The organism is Polaromonas sp., assembly GCF_043778355.1.
Taxonomy (GTDB): Bacteria; Pseudomonadota; Gammaproteobacteria; order Burkholderiales; family Burkholderiaceae_C; genus Polaromonas.
In genome coordinates this window covers 55,875-78,333 of record NZ_JAYWHI010000107.1, presented here as the reverse complement: position 1 = coordinate 78,333, position 22,459 = coordinate 55,875, and the positions used below count along the sequence as shown (strand labels likewise).

General features: G+C 62.1%; 21 protein-coding genes. 11 read left to right on the top strand and 10 right to left on the bottom strand.

What is annotated here, in order from left to right; genetic code table 11:
• The first annotated feature begins 107 nt into the window (after nucleotides 1-107).
• From ACH2CW_RS15915 to ACH2CW_RS15895, 5 genes are all read left to right on the top strand, one after another.
• Complete coding sequence (locus tag ACH2CW_RS15915; protein WP_395059890.1) at nucleotides 108-1,157, top strand: ABC transporter substrate-binding protein; 1,050 nt, start codon at nucleotides 108-110, stop codon at nucleotides 1,155-1,157.
• Nucleotides 1,158-1,298: 141 nt separating this feature from the next.
• Nucleotides 1,299-2,135 carry an ABC transporter ATP-binding protein gene (locus ACH2CW_RS15910; RefSeq protein WP_395059888.1) on the top strand — a complete coding sequence of 279 codons (837 nt, stop codon included), beginning with the start codon at nucleotides 1,299-1,301 and terminating at the stop codon, nucleotides 2,133-2,135.
• 103 nt (nucleotides 2,136-2,238) lie between these two features.
• Nucleotides 2,239-3,078 carry an ABC transporter permease gene (locus tag ACH2CW_RS15905; protein ID WP_395059886.1) on the top strand — a complete coding sequence of 280 codons (840 nt, stop codon included), beginning with the start codon at nucleotides 2,239-2,241 and terminating at the stop codon, nucleotides 3,076-3,078.
• A complete protein-coding gene (locus tag ACH2CW_RS15900) occupies nucleotides 3,075-3,773 on the top strand; it encodes a glutathione S-transferase family protein (protein ID WP_395059884.1) in 699 nt (232 codons plus the stop codon). The genes ACH2CW_RS15905 and ACH2CW_RS15900 overlap by 4 nt, the downstream gene beginning before the upstream one ends.
• 117 nt (nucleotides 3,774-3,890) lie before the next feature.
• Nucleotides 3,891-4,043 (top strand): DUF3096 domain-containing protein, encoded by a 153-nt coding sequence (locus ACH2CW_RS15895; protein ID WP_305562387.1) that lies wholly within the window; start codon nucleotides 3,891-3,893, stop codon nucleotides 4,041-4,043.
• 9 nt (nucleotides 4,044-4,052) lie between these two features.
• Here the strand turns inward: ACH2CW_RS15895 and ACH2CW_RS15890 are convergent, their stop codons facing one another.
• From ACH2CW_RS15890 to gloB, 3 genes are all read right to left on the bottom strand, one after another.
• The gene (locus tag ACH2CW_RS15890; RefSeq protein ID WP_395059882.1) at nucleotides 4,053-4,886 is read right to left on the bottom strand and encodes a restriction endonuclease; all 834 of its coding nucleotides are present in this window, start codon (nucleotides 4,884-4,886) and stop codon (nucleotides 4,053-4,055) included.
• Between the two features lie 149 nt (nucleotides 4,887-5,035).
• Nucleotides 5,036-6,460 carry a transglycosylase SLT domain-containing protein gene (locus ACH2CW_RS15885; RefSeq protein ID WP_395059939.1) on the bottom strand — a complete coding sequence of 475 codons (1,425 nt, stop codon included), beginning with the start codon at nucleotides 6,458-6,460 and terminating at the stop codon, nucleotides 5,036-5,038.
• A 140-nt stretch (nucleotides 6,461-6,600) separates the two neighbouring features.
• On the bottom strand, nucleotides 6,601-7,371 hold the full coding sequence (gene gloB / locus ACH2CW_RS15880; protein ID WP_395059880.1) for a hydroxyacylglutathione hydrolase: 771 nt from the start codon (nucleotides 7,369-7,371) through the stop codon (nucleotides 6,601-6,603).
• 12 nt (nucleotides 7,372-7,383) lie between these two features.
• Here gloB and ACH2CW_RS15875 point away from each other — a divergent pair, with 12 nt between their 5' ends.
• From ACH2CW_RS15875 to ACH2CW_RS15850, 6 genes are all read left to right on the top strand, one after another.
• Nucleotides 7,384-8,253, top strand: a complete 870-nt coding sequence (locus tag ACH2CW_RS15875; RefSeq protein WP_395059878.1) for a class I SAM-dependent methyltransferase — start codon at nucleotides 7,384-7,386, stop codon at nucleotides 8,251-8,253.
• The gene (rnhA, locus tag ACH2CW_RS15870; RefSeq protein ID WP_395059876.1) at nucleotides 8,250-8,723 is read left to right on the top strand and encodes a ribonuclease HI; all 474 of its coding nucleotides are present in this window, start codon (nucleotides 8,250-8,252) and stop codon (nucleotides 8,721-8,723) included. The genes ACH2CW_RS15875 and rnhA overlap by 4 nt, the downstream gene beginning before the upstream one ends.
• 206 nt (nucleotides 8,724-8,929) lie before the next feature.
• Complete coding sequence (locus ACH2CW_RS15865) at nucleotides 8,930-10,252, top strand: efflux RND transporter periplasmic adaptor subunit (protein WP_395059874.1); 1,323 nt, start codon at nucleotides 8,930-8,932, stop codon at nucleotides 10,250-10,252.
• Between the two features lie 33 nt (nucleotides 10,253-10,285).
• Entirely contained in the window at nucleotides 10,286-13,450 is a 3,165-nt protein-coding gene (locus ACH2CW_RS15860) for an efflux RND transporter permease subunit (protein WP_395059872.1), read from the top strand.
• Nucleotides 13,451-13,754: 304 nt separating this feature from the next.
• Entirely contained in the window at nucleotides 13,755-14,000 is a 246-nt protein-coding gene (locus ACH2CW_RS15855) for a hypothetical protein (protein ID WP_395059870.1), read from the top strand.
• Nucleotides 14,001-14,020: 20 nt separating this feature from the next.
• Nucleotides 14,021-14,968 (top strand): HAMP domain-containing protein, encoded by a 948-nt coding sequence (locus tag ACH2CW_RS15850; protein WP_395059868.1) that lies wholly within the window; start codon nucleotides 14,021-14,023, stop codon nucleotides 14,966-14,968.
• A gap of 54 nt (nucleotides 14,969-15,022) precedes the next feature.
• Here ACH2CW_RS15850 and glp read toward each other — a convergent pair whose 3' ends face one another.
• The 7 genes from glp to ACH2CW_RS15815 form a co-directional block, all read right to left on the bottom strand.
• Nucleotides 15,023-16,357 (bottom strand): gephyrin-like molybdotransferase Glp, encoded by a 1,335-nt coding sequence (gene glp / locus ACH2CW_RS15845; RefSeq protein WP_395059937.1) that lies wholly within the window; start codon nucleotides 16,355-16,357, stop codon nucleotides 15,023-15,025.
• Between the two features lie 11 nt (nucleotides 16,358-16,368).
• Nucleotides 16,369-17,001, bottom strand: coding sequence for a molybdenum cofactor guanylyltransferase MobA (mobA, locus tag ACH2CW_RS15840; RefSeq protein ID WP_395059866.1), 633 nt, complete (start codon nucleotides 16,999-17,001; stop codon nucleotides 16,369-16,371).
• A gap of 4 nt (nucleotides 17,002-17,005) precedes the next feature.
• Nucleotides 17,006-18,136, bottom strand: coding sequence for a GTP 3',8-cyclase MoaA (moaA, locus tag ACH2CW_RS15835; protein ID WP_395059864.1), 1,131 nt, complete (start codon nucleotides 18,134-18,136; stop codon nucleotides 17,006-17,008).
• Between the two features lie 95 nt (nucleotides 18,137-18,231).
• Nucleotides 18,232-18,651, bottom strand: a complete 420-nt coding sequence (locus ACH2CW_RS15830) for a BLUF domain-containing protein (protein ID WP_395059862.1) — start codon at nucleotides 18,649-18,651, stop codon at nucleotides 18,232-18,234.
• A 75-nt stretch (nucleotides 18,652-18,726) separates the two neighbouring features.
• On the bottom strand, nucleotides 18,727-19,500 hold the full coding sequence (locus ACH2CW_RS15825) for an SDR family oxidoreductase (protein ID WP_395059860.1): 774 nt from the start codon (nucleotides 19,498-19,500) through the stop codon (nucleotides 18,727-18,729).
• A 95-nt stretch (nucleotides 19,501-19,595) separates the two neighbouring features.
• A complete protein-coding gene (locus ACH2CW_RS15820) occupies nucleotides 19,596-21,029 on the bottom strand; it encodes an aldehyde dehydrogenase family protein (protein WP_395059858.1) in 1,434 nt (477 codons plus the stop codon).
• A gap of 56 nt (nucleotides 21,030-21,085) precedes the next feature.
• Entirely contained in the window at nucleotides 21,086-22,369 is a 1,284-nt protein-coding gene (locus ACH2CW_RS15815; RefSeq protein WP_395059856.1) for a serine hydrolase domain-containing protein, read from the bottom strand.
• Nucleotides 22,370-22,459 lie beyond the last annotated feature (90 nt).

The window sequence follows — 22,459 nt, the reverse complement described above, 5'->3', positions numbered from 1 at the left end:
CGGCGCGCATGCCGGTTCCGTACAAACCCGCACGGGATGATACCGATGCCGGTTTTTTGAGCCTTGCTTATGCTGTTGCCAACCCATAAAAACACAGAGAGGCCAGCATGAATTCTTCTTTTCCCATCTCACGCAGAACCTTTGCCAGCGCCACCGCTTTGGGTGCGGCAACCCTGGCTTTGCCTGCACTGCGTGCCCAGGGCAAGTTGGAAAAAACCAAAATTGCCCTGGCGGTCGGTGGAAAAGCCGCGTTTTATTACCTGCCCTTGACCATCACCGAGCAGCTCGGTTACTTCAAGGCCGAGGGTCTGGAGGTCGAGATCAGTGACTTTGCCGGGGGCGCGCGCGCGTTGCAGGCGGTCGTGGGCGGCTCGGCCGATGTGGTCTCGGGCGCTTACGAACACACGATCAACCTGCAGTCGAAGAACCAGATGTTCCAGGCCTTTGTGCTGCAGGGCAGGGCGCCGCAAATCGCTTTTGGTGTATCCACCAAAAACATGCCCAACTACAAGTCGGTGGCCGACCTCCGGGGTAAAAAAATCGGTGTCTCCGCGCCCGGTTCGTCCACCAACATGATGGCCAACCTGGTGCTGTCGCGCGCCGGCCTCAAGGCAAGCGACGTGAGTTTTATCGGTGTCGGCACCTCGGCAGGCGCGCTGGCCGCCCTGCGTTCGGGCCAGATTGACGCGATGAGCAACACCGACCCGGTCATGACCATGCTGGAGCAAAAGGGGGATGTGAAGATCATCTCTGACACGCGCACGCTTAAGGGCACGGTGGATGTCTTCGGCGGCCCCATGCCGGCAGCCTGCCTGTATGCGCCCATGGACTTTATCCAGAAAAATCCCAACACCTGTCAGGCGCTTGCCAATGCCATCGTGCATGGCCTGAAGTGGCTACAGACGGCGGGGCCGGGCGACATCATCAAGACGGTTCCCGAGAATTACCTGCTCGGTGACCGCGGCCTCTACCTCGCGTCTTTCAACAAGGTGCGCGACGCGATTGCGCTCGATGGCATGCTTCCCGAGGAGGGCGCAAAGACGGCGCTGAGGGCTCTGGCCAGCTTTGACCCCAGCATCAAGGCCGACAAGATTGACCTCGGCAAGACCTACACCAACGAGTTTGCCCGGCGCGCGAAAGACAAATTCAAAGCCTGAAAATGGTCCCCACGTTCGCGCGCTGATCTTTCGTTCGTCCTGAGCTTGTCGAAGGATTCCCCCCGAGGGGGCGCTGCGCCTGCGGGTCGGGAAAGCCGGACCCGCGGCCCCGGCTGGTAAAAATCCGCGCGACAATGCCTTATGTCTGTGTCCCTTTCCCCTGCCTCTGAATACGCGCTTGAGTTGCTGGACGTCACCTGCACCTTCCGGTCGCGAGACGACGCTGGTCAGGCCTACACCGCTGTCGGTCAAACCACGCTGCGCATCCGTGCCGGTGAATTTGTTTCTGTCGTCGGCCCGACCGGCTGCGGCAAGTCCACGCTGCTCAACATAGGTGCGGGCCTGTTGCCGCCGACCTCGGGCATCGTCAAGGTATTCGGCCAGGCCTTGCAGGGCATCAACACCCGCGCTGGCTACATGTTCCAGACCGAGGCGCTGATGCCCTGGCGCAGCGCCATCGACAACGTCATGGTCGGGCTGCAATACCACGGCGTGCCCGATACCGAAGCGCGCGCGCAGGCGCAAGCCTGGCTGGAGCGGGTGGGCTTGAGCGGGTTTGGTGACCGCTACCCGCATCAGCTCTCGGGCGGCATGCGAAAACGCACGGCGCTGGCCCAGGTGCTGGCCCTGGATCCGGACATCATCCTGATGGACGAGCCGTTTTCAGCGCTCGACATCCAGACCCGCCAGCTCATGGAAAACGAGGTGCTCGATTTGTGGGCGGCAAAAAAGAAGGCGGTTCTGTTCATCACGCATGATCTCGATGAGGCGATCGCCATGAGCGACCGCGTGGTGGTACTGTCGGCCGGACCGGCGACGCGCCCGATGGGCGAGTTCGAGATTGACCTGCCGCGACCGCGCAACGTGGCCGAGGTGCGCACCCAGCCGCGTTTTATTGAGCTGCATACCCAGATCTGGGACGTGTTGCGGGACGAGGTGCTCAAGGGTTATGCGCAACAACTCAGGAAGACCGCATGAAGAGAATCTGTCATTGCGGGCTTGACCCGCAATCCATGGGTGGCTTGCTCTGGTGTTCGATGCATGGATCCCGGGTCAAGCCCGGGATGACGGTGGGTTGATCATGTGGCGCTATCTCAAACCCTCTGACAAAAACCTGCGCTACTGGCAAGTCGGCCTGTTGTTGGCTTTTTTCGGGCTCTGGCAATTGGCCTCGCGCGACCAGCAACTGGCGTTTTTCCTGGGTGAACCGATCAAGGTGGCTGGCCGGGTCTGGTCCTGGTTTTTGCCTTTCGGCTTTGGCCCCAGCCTGCTGTTTCCCGATGGCCTGCCGGGCAATGCCGACATCTATTTGCACTTGGGCACCACGCTGCTGGAGACGGTGCTGGCCTTTGGCATAGGCACGGTGCTGGGCCTGGCTTTCGGTTTGTGGCTGGCGCTGGCGCCGATGGCCAGCGCCATCATGGACCCCTACATCAAGGCGCTCAATTCCATGCCGCGTGTGATCCTCGCGCCGATTTTTGCGATGTGGTTCGGCCTGGGCATCTGGAGCAAGGTGGCGCTGGCGGTCACGCTGGTGTTTTTCATCGTCTTTTTTAATGTCTACCAGGGCGTCAAGGAGGTCAGCCCGGTGGTGCTGGCGAATGCGCGGATGTTGGGCGCGAACCAGCGGCAACTGCTGCGCACCGTCTACCTGCCCAGTGCGACAAGCTGGGTTTTCTCCAGCCTGCACACCTCGGTCGGCCTGGCTTTTGTGGGCGCGGTGGTCGGCGAATACCTGGGGTCGGCGCGGGGGGTCGGCTACCTGATCCTGCAGGCTGAGGGCACCTTTGACGTGAATACGGTGTTTGCGGGCATTGCGGTGCTGACGGCTTTTGCGCTGGTGCTCGATGGCATTGTCGGTCGTGTCGAGAAGCGGCTCATGAAGTGGCAGCCGCGCATCGGCGATACGGAGAAGCTGTGAGGGGCGATGCGGCTTCCCTGGTGCTGTATTCCGGGCCGCTGAGCATGTTCGGCGCCAAGGTGCAGATCGCCATGCTCGAAAAAGGCCTGGACTTTGAGCTGGTGATGGTGCCCTTCGATATGACGCTGCTGTACCACCCCAAACATCCCGAGGTGCTTCGCATCAACCCCAAGCAGCAGGTGCCGGTACTGGTGCATGGCGACCTGGAACTGTTTGATTCGACGCAGATTTTCGAGTACCTCGAAGACCTGCAAGCCAGACCTGCGCTGTGGCCGGCGGATCTGGCCGACAAGGCCAGAGCACGCCTGCTCGAGCACAGTGCTGACGAGGTTTACTTCCCCCCAGTCATCCGCCTGATGGGTTTGCAGGACCAGTTGCAGGCGGCGCCAGCAGTCGCTGCATGCGAGGCCTGTGCTGCCTATTACCGCAGCATGGACGTCTTGCTGGAAGGCCGGGACTGGCTGGCCGGCAGCTATTCCTTTGCGGACATTGCGTTGTACATGGCGCAGTTGTTTGGAGCCCGCATGGGTGCCCCCATGGGGCAGGGCACCCCGCGCCTGCTGGCCTGGCGCGAGCGCATGTCGGCGCGGCCGGCGTCGCGGCAGGTCGCTGGCGCCATGGGGCGTTACCTGCTGTCGCAGGACCGGGTATTGCCGGAATTTCTGGCGGTACTGGTGAAACAGGACGCACACTGACTCTGCAATTTGCAGTTGTTTGTACCGTCCTACAGACGCCAGCCGGGGCTGTCGTTACATTGGGTGCAGCCCAGCGGCCACCTGCCGCTGCCTACAGCCCACTGCAAGGACTTCGCCATGAATCTTTCCGTCTCCATCGGCCCCATTGTTTCACTGATTGCCGGCATCCTGATCCTGATCATGCCGCGTCTGCTCAATTACATCGTGGCGATCTACCTGATTGTCATCGGCCTGATCGGCCTGTTCGGTACAGGCTCGCTGCGCCTTTAGCGGTTGGTTTCAGCGTTTGCCGAGCGCGACGGCCAGCAGGGCCTGTTGCTGGACCGGTGTGCGCGTGGCGATCAGCGCCAGAAGCCCTGACCGATCCAGCGCATTGATGCCATTGTCTTTGCAAAACTTGCGGGCATTGGCCGTGAAAGTCGACGCGGTCGCATAGGTTGCGCGCTTGAGCTGGCGCGCTGTCATCAGGGCCAGCAAAGGATGGATGTAGCGAACGGTCAGTATCGGCTGGTCCGGCCATAACCGGCATACCGCGACCGCGACCGGGCTGTCCCGACCCTCTTGTGCATGGCGTGAATGAAGCCAGATGGTCACGCCGCCCGCCGCACCATGCGACTGGACACGGGTTTCCAGACCACTTTGGACAAACACGGTGTGACAGACCATGTCGAACTGCTGCGGTGTCATTCGATCAAAAATTTCTGCCGACCATGTTGTGATCTGCGCGGGGCCCGCCGCAGCGTTGACCGTCGAGGGGGCCGCCTGGGGGGGCGCAGGTGGTATGGGTGGTGGAGCTGGTGTGGGCGGTCGGCGGGGTGGCGCGGGCTCTGGAAAGTCGATCAGTTTTTCGATGGGAACCGGCGTGCTTTGAGGCGCAGCCGACTTGCCCGGCGCGGGAAGCCGGGGCGGACCCTCGCCCCTGCCGAGTTTGGCCCAGGGCGGCTCGTAGGCCAGGGGGTCGGCGAACATGCCGGAAAAAAGTCTGCTCGTCAGGTACCCGCCCGTCAGAACAACACCGAGCAGCAGGCAGACCGCGCCGGCAAGCCGGAACTCCCGTTGTTGAAACGACAGGATCAGCAGCCCGATGCCGACGGCCAGAACCAGGAGCCCCATCAGAAAAACAAAGCGAAAGGGTGATGAGGTCCTGGGAGCGTGGGCGGAGGGGTTGGCGGCCATGGGAGATGCAATCTGATCTGCTATTATTTTGATAGCTGATTACACAGACTGGATATGGGCCGCAATTGTTTGAAGCCTTGACCCGACTAGCGCTTCTTGCTCTTGATCACGGTTTTACCCGGACTGCGCTGGACGGCCTTGACGTTGCTGCGTGCAGGTGCTGCCTTGCGCGCAGTGCTGGCACGGACCGGCAGGAACATCACCACCTGCTGCCCCAGTTTGAAGGCAGCATTGGCGCTCACGTCGTTCCACTCGGCCACGCTGGCTGCGCTTTGGCCGTAACGCTTGGCGATGCTCGCCACGGTTTCGCCCTTGCGCGCCTTGACAGTGCTGCGGCGGGTGACGACCTCCGGGGCGAAGGCCACTTGCGCGGTATCGGCAATGTGGCCGGCCACATCATTGTTGGTTTTTTCAGTGCGGGGCACCAGCAAGGTGGAGCCGGCCTTGATCAACATGCGCGGCGGGATATTGTTGACGCCACGCAGGTCGGCTTCGCTCATGCCGATGCGTTTGGCCGCATCACTGACGCTGAGGGTGGCCGGCGCGGTCCAGGCCGTCCAGCTTGCGTATTGGCCCTGTGTGTAGGCTTCGAAGTTGCGCTGGAATACTTTTGCGTTGTCCCAGGGCAGCAGAATTTGGGGTGTGCCCGATGCAATGATCACGGGCCGCTGGGCCGACGGGTTGAGCGCCTTGAAGTCGGCGAGGGCAACATCGGCAAGTTTCGCGGCCAGCGCCACGTCGATGTCGCGCGTGATCAGCACCTGCTGGAAGTAGGGATGGTTTTCAATCAGTGGCAGCTCGGCGCGAAAGGCCTGCGGATTGGCGACGATGTTCTTGACCGCCTGCAGCTTGGGCACATAGAGCCGCGTTTCGTCGGGCATGCGCAGGTCCTGGTAGCCGGTACCCAGGCCGTCCTTTTTGTTCCTCGCGATGGCGCGGCCGACGCTGCCTTCGCCCCAGTTGTAGGCCGCCAGCGCCAGGTGCCAGTCACCAAACATGCGATGAAGTTTTTCCAGGTAGTCAAGTGCGGCGCGGGTCGAGGCCAGCACATCGCGGCGGTCGTCACGGAAGGCGTTTTGCTTCAGGTCGAAATACTTGCCGGTGGCCGGCATGAATTGCCACATGCCAGCGGCCTTGGCGCTGGAAACCGCCTGCGGGTTGAAGGCGCTTTCGATGTAGGGCAGCAGCGCCAGTTCGGTCGGCATGTTGCGGCGCTCCAGCTCCTCGACGATGTGAAACAGGTATTTGCTGGAGCGCTCGGTCATGCGCTGGATGTAATCGGGCCGGCTGGCGTACCACTGCTCGCGGTCGGTGACCAGCTCGCCCTGCAAGTCAGGCATGGCAAAGCCTGCGCGGATACGCTCCCACAGGTCTGACGGCGGCTGCAACTGAGCCACCGTGCCGGACGCGGTCTGGGCCCGGTTGATGGGCGACAGCGGGCCATTCGGATATACCGACGGGCTGGCCGCTGCAGGGGGCGCGGACGTGGTCAGCACCGGGTCGCCGGGCATGCCGGGCGGGCTGGTGCTGGCGCAGCCCGCGAGGACGGCGACAGTGAGTCCGACAAGAAAGGTTTTGAGGCCCAAAGCCTGACGGGGGAAGCGCCCGCCGGGGAGGAAAGAGGAGATGAAAAACGGTCGCTGCGGGTCGGTCATTTGTATTGGTTCTTCCACTGCCTGATGGCGGCAAATACGCTGTTGTCGTCATGGGCGGTCGGATCGAAGCGCCGGGCCGCGGCCATGACAGTGGCTTGTCGGGTACGCAAGAATGGGTTGATCAGCAACTCCTGGTCCATCGAGGTCGGCAAGGTCGGCTTGCCATCGGCTCTCAAGGTGGTACAGCGTGCATGGTAACCAATCAGCTCGGTGTTGTCAGGTTCTACCGCCAGAGCAAAGCGCAGGTTGCTCAGGGTGTATTCATGTGTGCAGCAGACGCGGGTGTTGCCGGGCAGGGCGGCCAGGCGGTCCAGCGAGGCCAGCATTTGTGTTGGCGTGCCTTCAAAGAGCCGCCCGCAACCGCCGGAAAACAGCGTGTCACCGCAGAACAGCAGCGGCCGTCCGTCCATGTCCGGTGTGTAAAAAGCAATGTGCCCGGCAGTATGGCCAGGCACATCCATCACCTCAAAATCCAGGCCCAGCGCCTGCACGGTGTCACCATCCTTGAGTCGCCTGAAGGGCTCGGGAATGTTTTCCCGGGCTGGGCCATACACTGGCGCGCCGGTGGACGCGTGCAGTTCGGCGACGCCACCGGTGTGGTCGGGATGGTGGTGCGTGACTAGAATTGAGGCCAGTTGCAAGCCGTTTTGACGCAGCGCATGCTGCACGGGCGCGGCGTCGCCGGGGTCGACGACAAGGGCGCTCCGGCCATCGTGCAACAGCCAGAGGTAGTTGTCGTTAAAGGCGGGGATGGGAATCAGGTACATGCGTCGTTTTTGATGGACTCACAAATTATAGGTTTCACCGACTGGTTCAGGACCCCGCCCGGCGAGTATTTGCTGGCGTGGGAGCGTGAGCGATTCGACCAGGCAGTGGCTGACATGTTCGGCTACCACGCGCTGCAACTGGGGCTGCCCGAACTCGACGCGCTGCGCGCCAACCGCATGCCCCACAAATGGCTCGCCCTGCAAGGCGCCGACGGCGCGTCCATCGCGGCTGCACCGCCGCCCGGCGACAGCTCGGTTGCGACTGTCGGTGACGCTGCAAGTTCCCCGCGCGTGGCATTGCTGACGGAACCGGCAGCGTTGCCGTTTCCTGAAAACAGCCTGGACCTGGTGCTGCTGCCACACACGCTGGAGCTCAGCAGCGACCCGCACACCACGCTGCGCGAAGTCGAGCGGGTGCTGGTACCCGAAGGCCGCGTGGTCATCAGCGGACTGAATCCAGCCAGCCTGTGGGGCCTGCGCCAGCGCCGCGCGCATTTTTACCGGCGTCTGGGTTACGGCGAGCTGTTTTTGCCAGAGGCCGGCGAGTTCATCGGTTACTGGCGGCTGCGCGACTGGCTGCGCCTGCTCAGCTTCGAGGTTGAATCGGGCCAGTTTGGTTGCTACCGGCCGGCTGTGAGCAGCCGTGTCTCGCTGGAGCGCTTTGCCTGGATGGACAAGATCGGGGCGCGCTCCTGGCCCATCTTCGGTGCGCTGTATTTTCTGGTGGCGGTCAAGCGGGTGCGTGGAATGCGCCTGCTGGAGCCGGCCTGGAAGACGCAAAAAGCGAAGGCGAGCGCCCCGGTGGCGATTGCCAACCAGGTCAGGCGATCTGGTGTATTTTCCATTTCATCTGAGACTCGCAACCTGGACCCCGATACATGACTGACCCTTCGCAAACCGCAGCCCAACATGTGGTGATTTATACCGATGGGGCCTGCAAGGGCAATCCCGGCCCCGGCGGCTGGGGCGCCATGATGACCACCGGTGACAGTGTCAAGGAACTGTTTGGCGGCGAGCTGTCGACGACCAACAACCGCATGGAGATGACGGCGGTGATTGAGGCGCTTTCTGCTCTCAAACGCCCATGCCGCGTGACGCTTTACGTGGACAGCCAGTATGTACTCAAGGGCATGACCGAATGGATCAAGGGCTGGAAAGCCCGAGGCTGGCGCACTGCGGCCAAAGAGCCCGTCAAAAACGTCGATCTCTGGCAAAAGCTCGATGCGCTGGTCAGTGGCAGTGGTCACAACATCGAATGGGTGTGGGTGCGCGGCCACGATGGCGATCCTGGCAACGAACGGGCCGATGTGCTGGCCAACAAGGGTGTCGAGGTGGCCTTGTCCAGGCGCTGACAGCGCTGACGGGCTGTGCGCTGTGAGGCACCGGCAAGGTGCACCGTAAGTGTGCTTAGTATCTGCGGAGAGCGCCAATTCCGTTTTCGTAAAGGCCTTGTAAAGCTGGCGCGCAAGTCCTCTCACCCTTGATTGAAAAGATGCAAGGCGGGGGGTGTCCTGCTACATTCGGCAGTTGTATCTTTTCAATGACAAGTCTCGTCCCCATGGCATCAAAAGTAATTTACGCGACTGTCGCTGTGGCCGGTATAGCGCTGGCTTCGGGTGCTGCCTGGTGGTACCAAAAGCCCAAGGCTGCCAGCGCAAATGGGCCATCGGCGGCGACGGGGCCGGTTGCTGCGGGTGGCGCGGGCAAGCCGGTAACGGTCGAGGCCGCGAAAGTCGAAGTCGTCCGGCTGGTCGATGATGCGCAGGCGGTGGGCAGCCTGCGCTCGCGTCGCAGCGTGGTCTTGCGTCCTGAAGTCAGCGGGCGCATCACGCAACTCAACTTCACCGATGGCCAGCGCGTGCGCAAGGGGCAGGTGCTGGTGCAGTTCGACGACCAGCTTCCGCTGGCGCAGGTCCAGCAAAGCCAGGCCGAACTGTCGATTGCCCAGGCCAACCAGAAACGCAACCAGGAACTGGTCGCGCAGAATTTTGTCAGCCAGCGTTCGCTCGACGAAAGCGCTGCCAACTTGCAGGTGGCTCAGGCCAAGCTGTCGCTGGCCAAAGCAACGGCAGCGCGCCTGAAAATTGTTGCGCCGTTTGACGGCATTGCCGGCATCCGTCTTGTCAATCCCGGCGACTACCTCAAGGATGGCGCCGACATTGTCAACATTGAAGATATCGATGCCTTGTTTGTTGATTTTCGCCTGCCAGAGCGCTTTCAGAGCAAGGTGCGGCGCGGCCAGATCGCGCGTGTGGACCTGGACGCCTTGCCCGGCCAGAAATACACCGCAGTGGTGCAAGCCATCGATCCGCTGATTGACGCCAATGGGCGCTCGGTCGCGGTGCGGGCCTGCATCGACAACCGGCAATTGCGACTGCGTCCTGGCATGTTTGCGCGCGTCAACACGGTGTTTGGCCAGCGTGACAACGCCACGGTGATTCCGGAGGAGGCCTTGCTGCCCCAGGGAGACAGCCAGTTCGTCATCAAGCTGACACCGGGCGCGGAGGCCCAGACCTGGACCACGCAGCGTATCCCCGTGCAAGTGGGTATTCGCCGGCCGGGTAAAGTTGAAATCATTGGCGGCCTGCAGGCTGGTGATACCGTGGTCACCACCGGCCAGCAGCGGGTTCAGCGGGACGGGATGAAGGTCAGCGTGGTGGTCCTGAACGCGACCGCTGCGCCATCGGCAAAATCACCGGCGCCGGCCCCCGCACCGGTTGAGGCGCTGGCGCCCCAGGTTGCCGCAGGCGCCAATCCCTGCCTAGTCGGCATGCGCGATATGGGCGTTCCACCGGCAGCAAGTCGCCGCAGCGCCGCGCCCGCGCCGGCGGCTGGCCCGCAGGAGTCTGTGGCGCGGCCGGCCCCGCGCAACCCGGCCTGAATTTGATGTGGTGCGACCACAGGAGAGACCTTGATGCAATTGGCTGAAGTCTCGATTCGCCGGCCGGTATTTGCCACCGTGCTGTCCCTGCTGATTGTGCTGATAGGCGCTGTCAGCTTCCAGCGCCTGACGGTGCGCGAGTACCCCAAAATCGACGAACCGGTGGTGACCGTGAGCGTGCGTTACCCCGGTGCGTCGGCCGAGGTGATCGAGTCACAAGTTACCAAGCCGCTGGAAGATTCGATTGCCGGGATCGACGCCGTTGATGTGTTGACCTCGATCAGCCGGGCCGACCAAAGCCAGATCTCGGTGCGTTTCCGGCTCGAAAAAGACGCCGATGCGGCCGCCGCCGAGGTGCGCGACCGGACCTCGCGCGTGCGCAACAGACTGCCGCAGGCGATTGAAGAGCCGGTGATTGCCAAGGTCGAGGCCGACGCCTTTCCTGTGATCTGGCTGGCCTTTACCAGCGACAGCCTGAGCCGCCTGCAGATCAACGACCTGGTCAACCGCATCGTCAAGCCGCGCCTGCAAACCGTCACGGGGGTCGCCGATGTGCGCATTTTTGGCGAGCGCAAATACGCGATGCGTGTCTGGCTCGATACCGAAAAAATGGCAGCCTACCGCCTGACCACGCAGGATGTGGAAGATGCGATACGCCGCAGCAACCTGGAGGTGCCGGCAGGGCGCATTGAATCGCAGCAGCGGGAGTTCAGTGTGACCTCGGAAACCGGTCTGGTGCGTCCCGAGCAGTTTGGCGAGGTGGTCATCAGAAGTGTCAATGGCTTCCCGGTCAAGGTGCGCGACGTGGCCCGCATCGAGGAGGGCGCCGCTGATGAGCGCAGCGGCGTCCGGCTGAACGGGCGCTCCGCGATTGGGGCGGGCGTGATCCGGCAGGCCACGGCCAACCCCCTGGACCTGTCCAAGGGTGTGCGCGACATGATTCCCCAACTCAAGGCTGATTTGCCGCCGGGCGTCAACGTCGATATTGCCAACGACAACTCGGTTTTCATCGACCGCTCTGTCAAGAACGTCTACACCACCATCGCCGAGGCGGTGGCGCTGGTGGCGCTGGTGATTTTTGTCTTCCTGAGAACCTTCCGCGCGTCCATCATCCCCATCATCACCATTCCGGTCAGCCTGGTCGGCACTTTTGCGCTGATGGCGCTGGCGGGCTTCACCATCAATACGCTCACCTTGCTGGCGCTGGTGCTGGCCATCGGCCTGGTGGTGGACGATGCCATCGTGATGCTGGAGAATATTTTTCGCCACATCGAGGAGGGGCTGGACCCTTTCTCGGCAGCCATCAAGGGCGCACGTGAAATCGGGTTTGCGGTGATCACCATGACGGCGACGCTGGTGGCGGTGTATGCACCACTGGCCTTCACGCCGGGGCGTACCGGCCGGCTGTTTGTCGAGTTTGCGCTGGCGCTGGCCGGTGCGGTGGTGGTGTCGGGTTTTGTCGCGCTGACGCTGACGCCCATGATGTGTGCCAAGCTGCTCAAACACAATCCCAAACCGAACGCATTTGACCGCGGCATGGAGCGCTTCCTCAATGCGGTGTCTGACCGTTATGGTCGCTTGCTGCGCTGGCTACTCACGGCGCGTTTTGGGGCGGGCAGCGCCGGCGGTACCGGCCGGGGAAGCCGGCTCGGCGGTCTGCTGTTGCAGGCGCGCTGGATTGTGGTGGGCGTCATGCTGGCCAGTGCGCTGGCGATCCTGCTGATTTTCCCGACCATGAAGCAGGAACTGTCGCCACTGGAAGACCGCGGCACGATTTTGGCGACCGTCAATGCGCCCGACGGCGCCACGCTGGACTACACCAACCGCTATGCCCAGGCCCTTGAAAAAATGGGCCAGCCCTACCCGGAATTTGACCGGATTTTCGCCAGTGTCGGCAACCCGACGGTGTCGCAAGCCAGCGTGATCTATCGCACGGTCGATTGGGAGAACCGGACCCGCAGCACGCTGGACATGGCGCGTGAGCTGCAGCCCAAGTTTGCCAGCCTGCCCGGTGTGACGGCCTTCCCGATCACACCGCCGTCCTTGGGGCAGGGCTTTCGTGAGCGACCTCTGAATTTTGTGATCCAGACCTCGGACAGCTACGAAAACCTCAACCGCGTGGTTGAACAAATGCTGGCCGAGATCGCCAAAAATCCGGGCATTCAGTCCCCGATTTCAGATTTGCGGCTGAACAAACCCGAGTTGCGTATCGACGTGAACCGGGAGAAGGCCGCTGATCTGGGCGTCAGTGTTGAGGTGGTGGCCAAGGCGATTGAAACCATGCTGGGCGGACGCAATGTGACCCGTTACAAGCGCGATGCCGAGCAGTACGACGTGATCGTGCAAACCCAGGCCAGCGGCCGAAGCACGCCGGAAGACATCGAAGGCATTTATGTGCGTGGCCGCAGCGATGCCATGATTCCGCTGTCAAGTCTGGTCACGGTGCGTGAAGCCGTGTCCCCGCGCGAGCTCAATCACTTTGGCCAGCGCCGGGCCGCCACCATCACAGCCAATCTGTCACCAGACTATTCCCTCGGTCAGGCGCTGACCTTCATGAACCAGACCGCGGCCAAGGTGCTCAAGCCGGGCTACAGCACGGACCTGAACGGCACCTCGCGCGAGTTCAAAAGTTCGCAAGGCGCACTGGTCATCGTGTTCGTCCTTGCACTGGTTTTTATTTTCCTGGTGCTGGCGGCGCAGTTCGAGAGTTTTGTCGATCCCCTGGTCATCATGCTGTCGGTGCCGCTGTCGATGATTGGGGCCTTGATCGCTCTCAAGCTGTCGGGGGGGTCGCTCAACGTGTATTCGCAGATCGGGTTGATCACGCTGGTGGGCTTGATCACCAAACACGGAATTTTGATTGTTGAATTCACCAACCAGTTGCGCGGGCAGGGCATGGATATGCTGGAGGCGCTGATCAAGGCCTCGTCGCAACGCCTGCGCCCGATCTTGATGACAACGGGTGCGATGGTGCTGGGGGCCATGCCGCTGGCGCTGGCCAGTGGCGCCGGTGCTGAAAGCCGTATCCAGATCGGCTGGGTGATTGTGGGTGGCATGTCGCTGGGCACCTTGCTGACCATTTTTGTGGTGCCCACCATGTACGCCCTGTTTGCCCGCAAGAAAATTCCGGGCGCCAACAAGGCCGAGGCCAGGGAATTGCCCGGTGTCCCGCATGAGGCCGAAATCATCGCCAAATAGAGCTGCGCCTGCCGCCACATGTTCTGCGCTGGCGGCCAGGCTGCCTCAGCGAGAGCGGCCTTCAATCTGAACTGTCTCCTTTTCCCTCGACCGGAGGCAAGTACCTCGGCGGGCACCTGTTGGATATCTGCATACGCGCAGGGGTGACGCGGGATTTTCCTGCCGGGGAACCCTCAATGTCAAAAATCCGACACATTTGGTAACAGTTGGGCCCTACAGTCCAGATTCCAACAGGCAGATGGAGCTTGCGTCAAGGCCGCGCATTGTGGTTGCCCTGTTCGTACCGGATTCAGGGGAATGACAAATGATCGATGAAGCGCGTCTTCGAAAGGCCACTGCAGACGTATTGCTGCCGCACATGGGCGTGGCGGCTGAATTTGTGGCCGAGGATGCGGTCGAGCAACTCACATCTGCGAAGGCCTACGACAAGCTGCCGGATGAAGCGCGCCTGCGCGTCTTCTTTATCGGGCTCGCCGGTCTGGTCGATAAAACACTGTCGGCGGACAACATCCGCCAGCAGATTCTTAAAAACTACGGTGGGCCCCGCTAACTTAACTCCGCGAGCAAAAAATGAAAATAACATCCTTCAAAAAACGCCTCACACTGGGCCTCATGCTCATCGTGTTTTTCTTCATTGCCCAGGCCACTCTGACCTGGGTTGTCGAAGAGCGCATCAAACAAGGCGTGGTCGACACGGTGCGTAAAAACACCCAGGCAACATCACAACTCAATGAGCTGGCCATACTGGCCCAGCAAATCCGGCGCTATGAGAAGGAGTACTTTGTCTACGTCGGTGATGTGGAGCGGCGGACAGCTTATGAAAAAGAGTGGTCGGTCACCGCCGGAAAAATATCGGCCTCGCTGGCCAAGATGAGAGCCAATGCGGGCGGCGCTTTTGGCTCTTCGGACAGCGCGCAAATCACCGTGTGGTGGGCGGCGGGTGATTTTTATGCGGCTGAGATGCGCAAGGTCTTCGACGCGGTGACTGGTCAGGCCAGCCGCGTCGCGCTGGCTGAGCGCGCCGCTGCCGCACCCGTACCCGCGCCCCCGCCGGAAAAAGGCAAAAATGTGGCGGCCAGCAAGGTGGACGAAGCGCCCGCACCCAAGCCTGTCATGTTTTCGTCGGGCGAGGTCAACGAGATGATCAAGGCCGGCAAGGACCGTTTCTCCAACGACCTCATCAAGGGTGTGGCAACGCTACAGGCCGAGAAAACGAAGGAAACTCTGGCACTGGCTGATGTCGCGCGTGATGGATTCAACACGCTGCTGGTGGGTATTGCGATCAGCGCTGCCTTGGGTAGCGTGATTGCGCTGGCGCTGGCGTTTACCTTGCCCGGCGCCATCCTCAAACCGGTGGAGGCCCTGACCGCCGCTGTTGAGAAAATCAGCGTTGGCCAGACCCATGTTCGGGTGCCCGAACTCGGGGTGCTGGAGTTTCACGGACTGGCCAAAGCGGTGGAGCGCATGCGCGTGGCGCAGGAAACGCTGGTCAACCGGATGCGCGCCCGTTCGGGCTGATGTATTGTTCGCCCGACCTTTTGCAGGGCTCGGGCCTTCGCTTTTGTGCGGCGCCTAGATCGCGCCGTCAAACATCAGCACGTCCACCTCGTCGCCCACGGCCACATTGCCCTGGGCGTGGTGCAGCACAATCAGTCCGTTGGCCTCGGCCATGGACGAAAGCACGCCTGAACCCTGATTGCCAGTGGTCCTGACCTGCAATGAACCGTCGGCTGCCGTGCTGACGGTCCCGCGCTGGTACTCGGTGCGGCCAGGTTTCTTGCGCATCGCCTCCTGGCTGCACGCCCTGAGCAGCGGGGGAGCGCTTGCGGTGCACCCCATCATCTGCAGCAGGGCAGGGCGCACAAACGCCAGAAAAGTCACCATCACCGCGACCGGGTTGCCAGGCAAGCCAAAAAGGATAGCCCCGTTCGGACTGCTATTGTTTTGAGAGCTGCTTGCGCCTGTTGATAAAGGGCTGGAGCCTGTTTTTGCTTGAAGAATCCGGCCAACAGCCATGGGCCGCCCGGGGCGCATGGCGACGCGCCAGAAAGCTACGTCACCGAGTTTTTTCATCATGGTCTTGGTGTGATCGGCCTCGCCGACACTGACACCGCCCGAGGTGATGATGGCGTCGGCCTGTTCGGCAGCGCCCCTGAAGGCAGCTTCCAGCAGCGCTGGCTCGTCGCGCACCACACCCATGTCAATGACGTCGCAGCCCAGCCGTCTGAGCATGCCGAAGACGGTGTAGCGGTTGCTGTCGTAGACCGCGCCTTCGCGCGGAGGCTCGCCCAGCGAGAGGATTTCGTCACCGGTGGAAAAGTAGGCCACCCGCAGCGGCCGCAGAACCGGCACCGTTCTCATGCCCAAAGAGGCCACCAGCCCAAGTCGGGCGGGCGTGAGCAGCTCACCTTTTGATAGCGCAGCCCGACCTTCCCTCAGGTCCTCGCCGCGCAGCCGGCGGTTGTCGCCAGGCTGCAGCAGCCGGGGCGGAATGCTGATGCTGTCGCCCTGGACGCCGACAAATTCCTGTGGCACGACGGTGTCGAGCCCTGCCGGCATGATGGCGCCGGTCATGATTTTCAGGCATTCGCCGGCGGCCACCGTGCCCTGCCAGGCTTTGCCGGCCAGCGCCGTGCCGACGATTTTCAGATGCAGTTCGGTCCCCGAGGCCAGGGCCGCGCCATCGAAGGCGTAACCGTCCATGGCCGAGTTGTCGTGCGGAGGCACATCGAAAGGCGAGATCACATCATCGGCCAGCACCCGGCCCAGGGCGTCGAACAGCGGCAGCTCCTGCCGGTCCACAACCGGTGCGACCAGCAGTTGCAGAAAGCGCGCGACATCGGTCGCTGACAGGGCCTGCGGGTCGTAACCCTGCAGTTCAGCCACGATCTGGTCTATGGATTTCACGGAGGCTGGTGTCATGGCCGCAGGGCTTCGAGCTGATGAAGCTCGGCCAGCGTGTTCGCGTTGGAAAAGGCGCGCGGGTCGTCGCCCGGCTGGTTGAAGGGCACCAGCACGGTCTTGTGCTGCGCGGTCCAGGCGTCGATCTTGCGCCCGCCACCGCTGGTGAACACCGCCAGACTCTCCAACATGCTGGCGCGCATCAGGCAAAACACCGGTTGGGCGCGCAATTGCCCGTCTTCTTCGGGGGCAGCCACCACGGCGAAGTCGGCGTTTTCGCGCACCAGCGCTTGTGCCAGGCGAGGCACCAGGTCCTCGCTGAACAGCGGCGTGTCGCAGGGCACGGTCAGCATGTAGGGGGTCTCGCAGCGCTCCAGCCCGGTGATGAAACCTGCCAGCGGCCCCGAAAACTCACCCATACCGCCCGCATCCGGCCAGACCGGCACACCAAACGATTCGTAGGCCGACAGGTTGCGGTTGGCGTTGATCATCACTTCACCGACCTGCGGCGACAGGCGCAGCAGCGTGTGCAAAGCCAAAGGCACGCCATTGAAGTTCTGCATGCCCTTGTCCACGCCGCCCATGCGCGAGCCGCGCCCGCCCGCGAGGATCACGCCGGTGATTTCTGCGCCGTCTATCGTGTCAATCATTGATCTATCCGCCTATGTAACTCATCTCGACACGTTTGCCGCCGTCGGTACCAGGCATCGAACTGTCCGGCGGCAGCGCCGCACGCAACTCCGAATACCGGTCATCGCGGCGCTGCCAGATGTGGGCCACGGCCGAAGAAATCTGTTCGTCGGAATAGTTGCCGCTGCGCAGCAGCGCACGCAGGTCATGGCCCTGGCTGGCAAACAGGCAAAGAAAAAGTTTGCCTTCGGTCGAGAGTCTGGCCCGGTTGCAGTCGCCACAGAACGCATTGGTGACGCTGCTGATCACACCGACCTCGCCAGCGCCGTCGAGGTAACGCCAGCGCTCAGCCGTTTCGCCAAGGTAGTTCGCGTCGATGGCTTGCAGTGGAAATTCGGACTGCAGGAGGTTTATCACCTGGGCCGAAGGCAAGACCTCGTCCATGCGCCAGCCGTTGGTGGCGCCCACGTCCATGTATTCGATGAAACGCAGCACCACGCCCGAGTTACGGAAGTGCCTGGCCATGGGCAGGATCTCGGCGTCGTTCGTGCCGCGCTTGACCACCATGTTGACCTTGATCGGCGCCAGGCCGACCTTGTGCGCGACCTCGATGCCGCGCAGCACGTCGGCCACCGGAAAGTCCACATCGTTCATGCGGCGGAACACGGCGTCGTCGAGCCCGTCCAGGCTCACGGTGACACGCTGCAGCCCGGCGTCTTTCAATGCCTGGGCTTTTTTGGCCAGCAGCGAGGCATTCGTGGTCAGGGTGATGTCCAGCGGCTTGCCACCCGGCGTCTGAATCTTCGCCAGCATCTCTATCAGGACCTCAAGATGTTTGCGCAGCAGCGGCTCGCCGCCAGTCAGCCTGATTTTCTCGACCCCGTGTGCCACGAAAATTTTTGTCAGGCGCGTGATTTCCTCAAAACTCAGCAAGGAGGTCTGCGGCAAAAACGCATAGTCCTTGGTAAACACCTCGCTGGGCATGCAGTAGCTGCAGCGGAAGTTGCAGCGGTCGGTCACGCTGATGCGCAGATCGTGCAGCGGCCGGGCCAGCGTGTCGGCCAGCAGCCCGGTCGGTGCCTGCAGTTGGGCAGGCACATGCGGTACGCGCGCGGCGTAACGCAGGTCTGCGATGGGAATGATTTTTTCAGTCATGTTCGAAAGGCCAAAAGAGCAATTGACGTTGTTGGCCCCGATACGACTATAGCCCGGTCCCCGACCGTCATCACCTGGAGGGGCGGGGAGGACAATCAGCCGAGCCAGCGCACGTTGTCCACCACTTCGCTGAAAAAGGCGCGCAGCGAAGGGATGCTCATCGCATAAGGGTCAAAGTCACGGCTGCTTGAATACTTCTGGAAAAGCTGGCGGTTTTCTTCGAGCGTGGACAACAGGCCCATGGACCAGCTTCCGAAGCGGCGCTGGGTGATCTCGCAGAAATCAAGGATGGCCGGATCACGATGGCGCTCGTCCCGCAGCAAGCGGTGATACAGCGCATTCACCTCCGTTTTGTCACCCTCCAACTGCTGCAGGAAAATGCCATTGCACAGACACAGGGCGCCGGTCACCCCGACCCGTGCGTTGTTCCGCGTTGAGGCGGCGAGAATCTCCTTGACATCGCTGGCACCGACAATGCCTGCAGTGCGGCTGGCATAGGTGAGTTGTACAAGCATCGTGGGTCTCCGAAAAATTGTTTCAGTCTGTCACAAACTGAAATCCCCTACGGCTCACTGCCTGTTTCCCCGGCGTCAGACGCAGCGCCCGCCGTCCACCTCGATACACACGCCACTGATGAAGGCGGCCTCGTCGCTGGCGAGGTAAAGCGCGGCATTGGCCACGTCCAGCGCGGTCGAAAAACGCCCGAGTGGAATGCTGGCCAGGAATTTGGCACGGCGCGCTTCGCCCTCGGGGCCGGTGACGCTGCCGCCGGCAAACTGGGTGGACAAGGCGGTGTCGGGGTTGAACACCGGGTTGATGCAGTTGACACGGATGTTGTCGGGGCCGAGTTCGGCCGCCAGCGACTTGGAGGTGGTGATCACCGCGCCCTTGGAGCCGTTGTACCAGGACAGGCCCGGTCGCGGCCGCACGCCGGCGGTCGACGCGATGTTGATGAAGCTGCCGCCGCCCTGGCTGCGGAACACCGGCGTGGCGTGGATGGTCGAGAGGTAAATGCTTTTGACGTTGATCGCGTAACAGCGGTCAAATTCTTCTTCGGTGGTCTCCAGTGCGGGCTGGTTCAGGTGTGTCCAGCCGGCGTTGTTGACCATCACATCGAGTTTGCCGTGGCGCTGCACGGCGGCGTCCACCAGCGCTTTCATCTCGGCGGTTTTTGTCACGTCGGCCTTGAAGAACGACGCGGTGCCGCCTGCGGCAACAATCTCGGCCACGACTTTTTCACCAAGCGCGCTGTTGATGTCGTTGACGATGACTTGGGCGCCTTCAGCCGCCAGCCGTTTGGCGATGCCTTCGCCGATGCCGCCGCCGGCGCCGGTGACGATGATGGATTTATTGCTCACGCGCATGGTATGTCTCCTGAAATGCTACTGAATATATAGCTGCAAGCCCATACCAGATAAGGGCTACAGCCTGATTTGCTTAAAAAAATGGACGGTTGGATTCAGCCGTGTTTGATGGCCACGGTTTTGAGCGTGGTGAAGCCGTACAGCGCCTCAAACCCTTTTTCACGTCCGTAGCCCGATGACTTGACGCCGCCAAACGGCAACTCCACGCCGCCGCCTGCGCCGTAGTTGTTGATGAAAACCTGGCCGCTCTGCACACGTTTGGCCATGCGGAACTGGCGGCCGCCGTCCTGTGTCCAGATGCCGGCCACCAGGCCAAACTGCGTGGCGTTGGCGAGTTCGACGGCGTGGTCTTCGTCCCGAAAACTCATCGCGCACAACACCGGGCCGAACACCTCTTCCTGTGCCAGTCGATGCATGACAGGCACGTCGCGCAGCAGGGTGGGCGCTTGGTAGAAGCCGGTGTCGGGCGCTTCATCGACGATCTGGCCCTGCGCGACCATAATGATGCCCGCAACCTGTGCGTCGCTCAAAAAATCCCACACGCGTTGCTGCTGGGTCTGGCGGATCAGCGGGCCGACGTCCAGGTCCAGGGTGGCGGGGCCGACGCGCAGGCTCTCGAAGGCCTGGCCCAGGCGCGCCAGCAGTGGCTCGTAAATTTTTTCATCCACCAGCAGGCGCGAGCCGGCCGAGCAGGTCTGGCCGGCGTTTTGCACGATGGCGTTGACCAGCGCCGGAATCGCCTGGTCCAGATCGGCGTCGGCAAACACGATTTGCGGGCTTTTGCCGCCCAGCTCCAGCGTGACCGGGCAATGCCGCTCGGCCGCGACCTGTTGAATCAATGTGCCCACGGTCGGGCTGCCGGTAAAACTGATGTGCTGGATGCCTGGGTGGCGGGCGAGGGCGTCGCCGACCTCGTGGCCGTAACCGGTGACGATGTTGATGGCGCCAGCGGGGAAGCCGGCTTCGGCGGCGAGTTGCGCCACGCGGATCAGCGACAGGCAGGCGTCTTCGGCCGGCTTGACCACACAGACATTGCCGGCCGCGAGTGCACCGCCGACGCTGCGGCCGAAAATCTGCATCGGGTAATTCCACGGGATGATGTGGCCGGTCACGCCGTGCGGCTCGCGCCAGGTCATGACGCTGTAGCCGTCGAGGTAGGGCAGGGTCTCGCCGTGGAGCTTGTCGCAGGCACCGGCGTAGAACTCAAAGTAGCGCACCAGCGCGGCGGCGTCGGCTTTGGCCTGTTTGGTCGGTTTGCCGCAGTCGCGCTGTTCGATGGCCGCGAGTTCGTCGGCATGGTCGGCGATCTTGCGCGACAGTGCCATCAGCAGCCGCCCGCGTTCGGCGGCACTGACCTTCAGCCAGACGTTGTCCAGGCAGTCGTGGGCGGCTTGAACCGCGTGGTTGATGTCTTGCGCGTTGCTGCGCTGGATCTCGTCAAAAATCTGGCCGTCGGACGGATCAATGACGGCAATGGTTTTGCCGGACGCAGAGCGGACCGAGGCGTTGGCGATGTAATTGAGTTGCATCGCCCTATTCTCGCGCAAGGGCAAACCGGCGCTGGCCTGGCGTTTGCCCTTGACCCTTATTTCAGTACGGCGGCGTAGACCATGTTGCGAATCAGGCTTCGGTAATGGGTACGGTGTTTGGGCGACTGCATCATGAAGACCACAAACATCTCGGACTTGGGATCGACCCACATGTAGGTGCCACCGGCGCCACCCCAGTAGTATTCGCCGGCCTCGCTGGGGTAGGCGGCTTCGCCCGTGGCGCGCCGCACCGCAAACCCCAGGCCAAAGCCATAACCGGCGCCGGGCAGGTAGAGCGGGCCCGGTGTCACGCCTGAGCCGGAATTGGAGTGGTCGGCGGTCATCAGACGCAAGGTGCGGGGCCCCAAATAGCGTTTGCCGTCCAGCGTGCCGCCATTGAGCAGCATTTGCAGAAAATTCGCGTAGTCGCTCGCGGTGGACACCATGCCGCCGCCACCGGACTCCATTTTTCGGACGATACGCGGGTCACTGATGTCGGCACCAACACCAAAGTTACGGTCGTTGGCCAGCGGTTCGGCCAGACGCTTTTGCCGGGCGGCATCGGTCACATAAAAGCTGGTGTCGGTCATGCCCATCGGGTCCAGCAGGCGCTCTTTTTCAAAGGCAAACAGCGACTTGCCAGAGACCACTTCCACCACGCGCCCGAGAATGTCGGTGGAGTAGCTGTAGTCCCAGGTGGTGCCGGGCTGATAGGCCAGTGGCAGTTTGGCAATACGTTCGGAAAACTCCTTGTTGTCCGGGTCGCCCGCATTGAGGTTGGCATCGTTGTAGGCCTTTTTGACCAGCCCCGGCCCGAAGAAGCCATAGGTGATGCCGGAAGTGTGGCGCATCAGGTCCTGCACGGTGATGGGGCGGCGGGCGGGCACCACGTCCAGCGTCGGTGTACCGCTGGCATCGGGTTTTTCCACACCCACTGTCATTTTTGCAAACTCGGGCAAATACAACGCAATCGGGTCTTCCAGCTTGAGCTTGCCGTCTTCGACCAGCATCATCGCCGCTACCGTGGTGATGGGTTTGCTCATGGAGTAGATGCGAAAGATCGCATCTTTGCTCATGGGTGCAGCGGTCGCGGCGTCGAGCTTGCCGATACTTTCAAAATAGGCCACCTTGTCGCGGCGCGCCACCAGCAGCACGGCCCCCGGAATCTTGTTGGCCGCCACGTCGGCTTTGAGGGTTTCTGTGATCATCTCCAGCCGCTGCGAGGACAGGTCCACCCGTTCCGGGGTGCTGCGCGGCAACTCGCGGGCGCTGGCCAGCAGCGGCAGGACCAAAGCCATGCAGAAGGCCAGACCGCGCAGGCTTGGGCGAATAGGTGTCATGTTGTCTCCGTGTTTTTTGAGCGGCCAGTTTAGCCCGCGCATGACAGTTTGCAATGTATCCTGCAAGGTGTTGGATTGAGGGTTCAATCG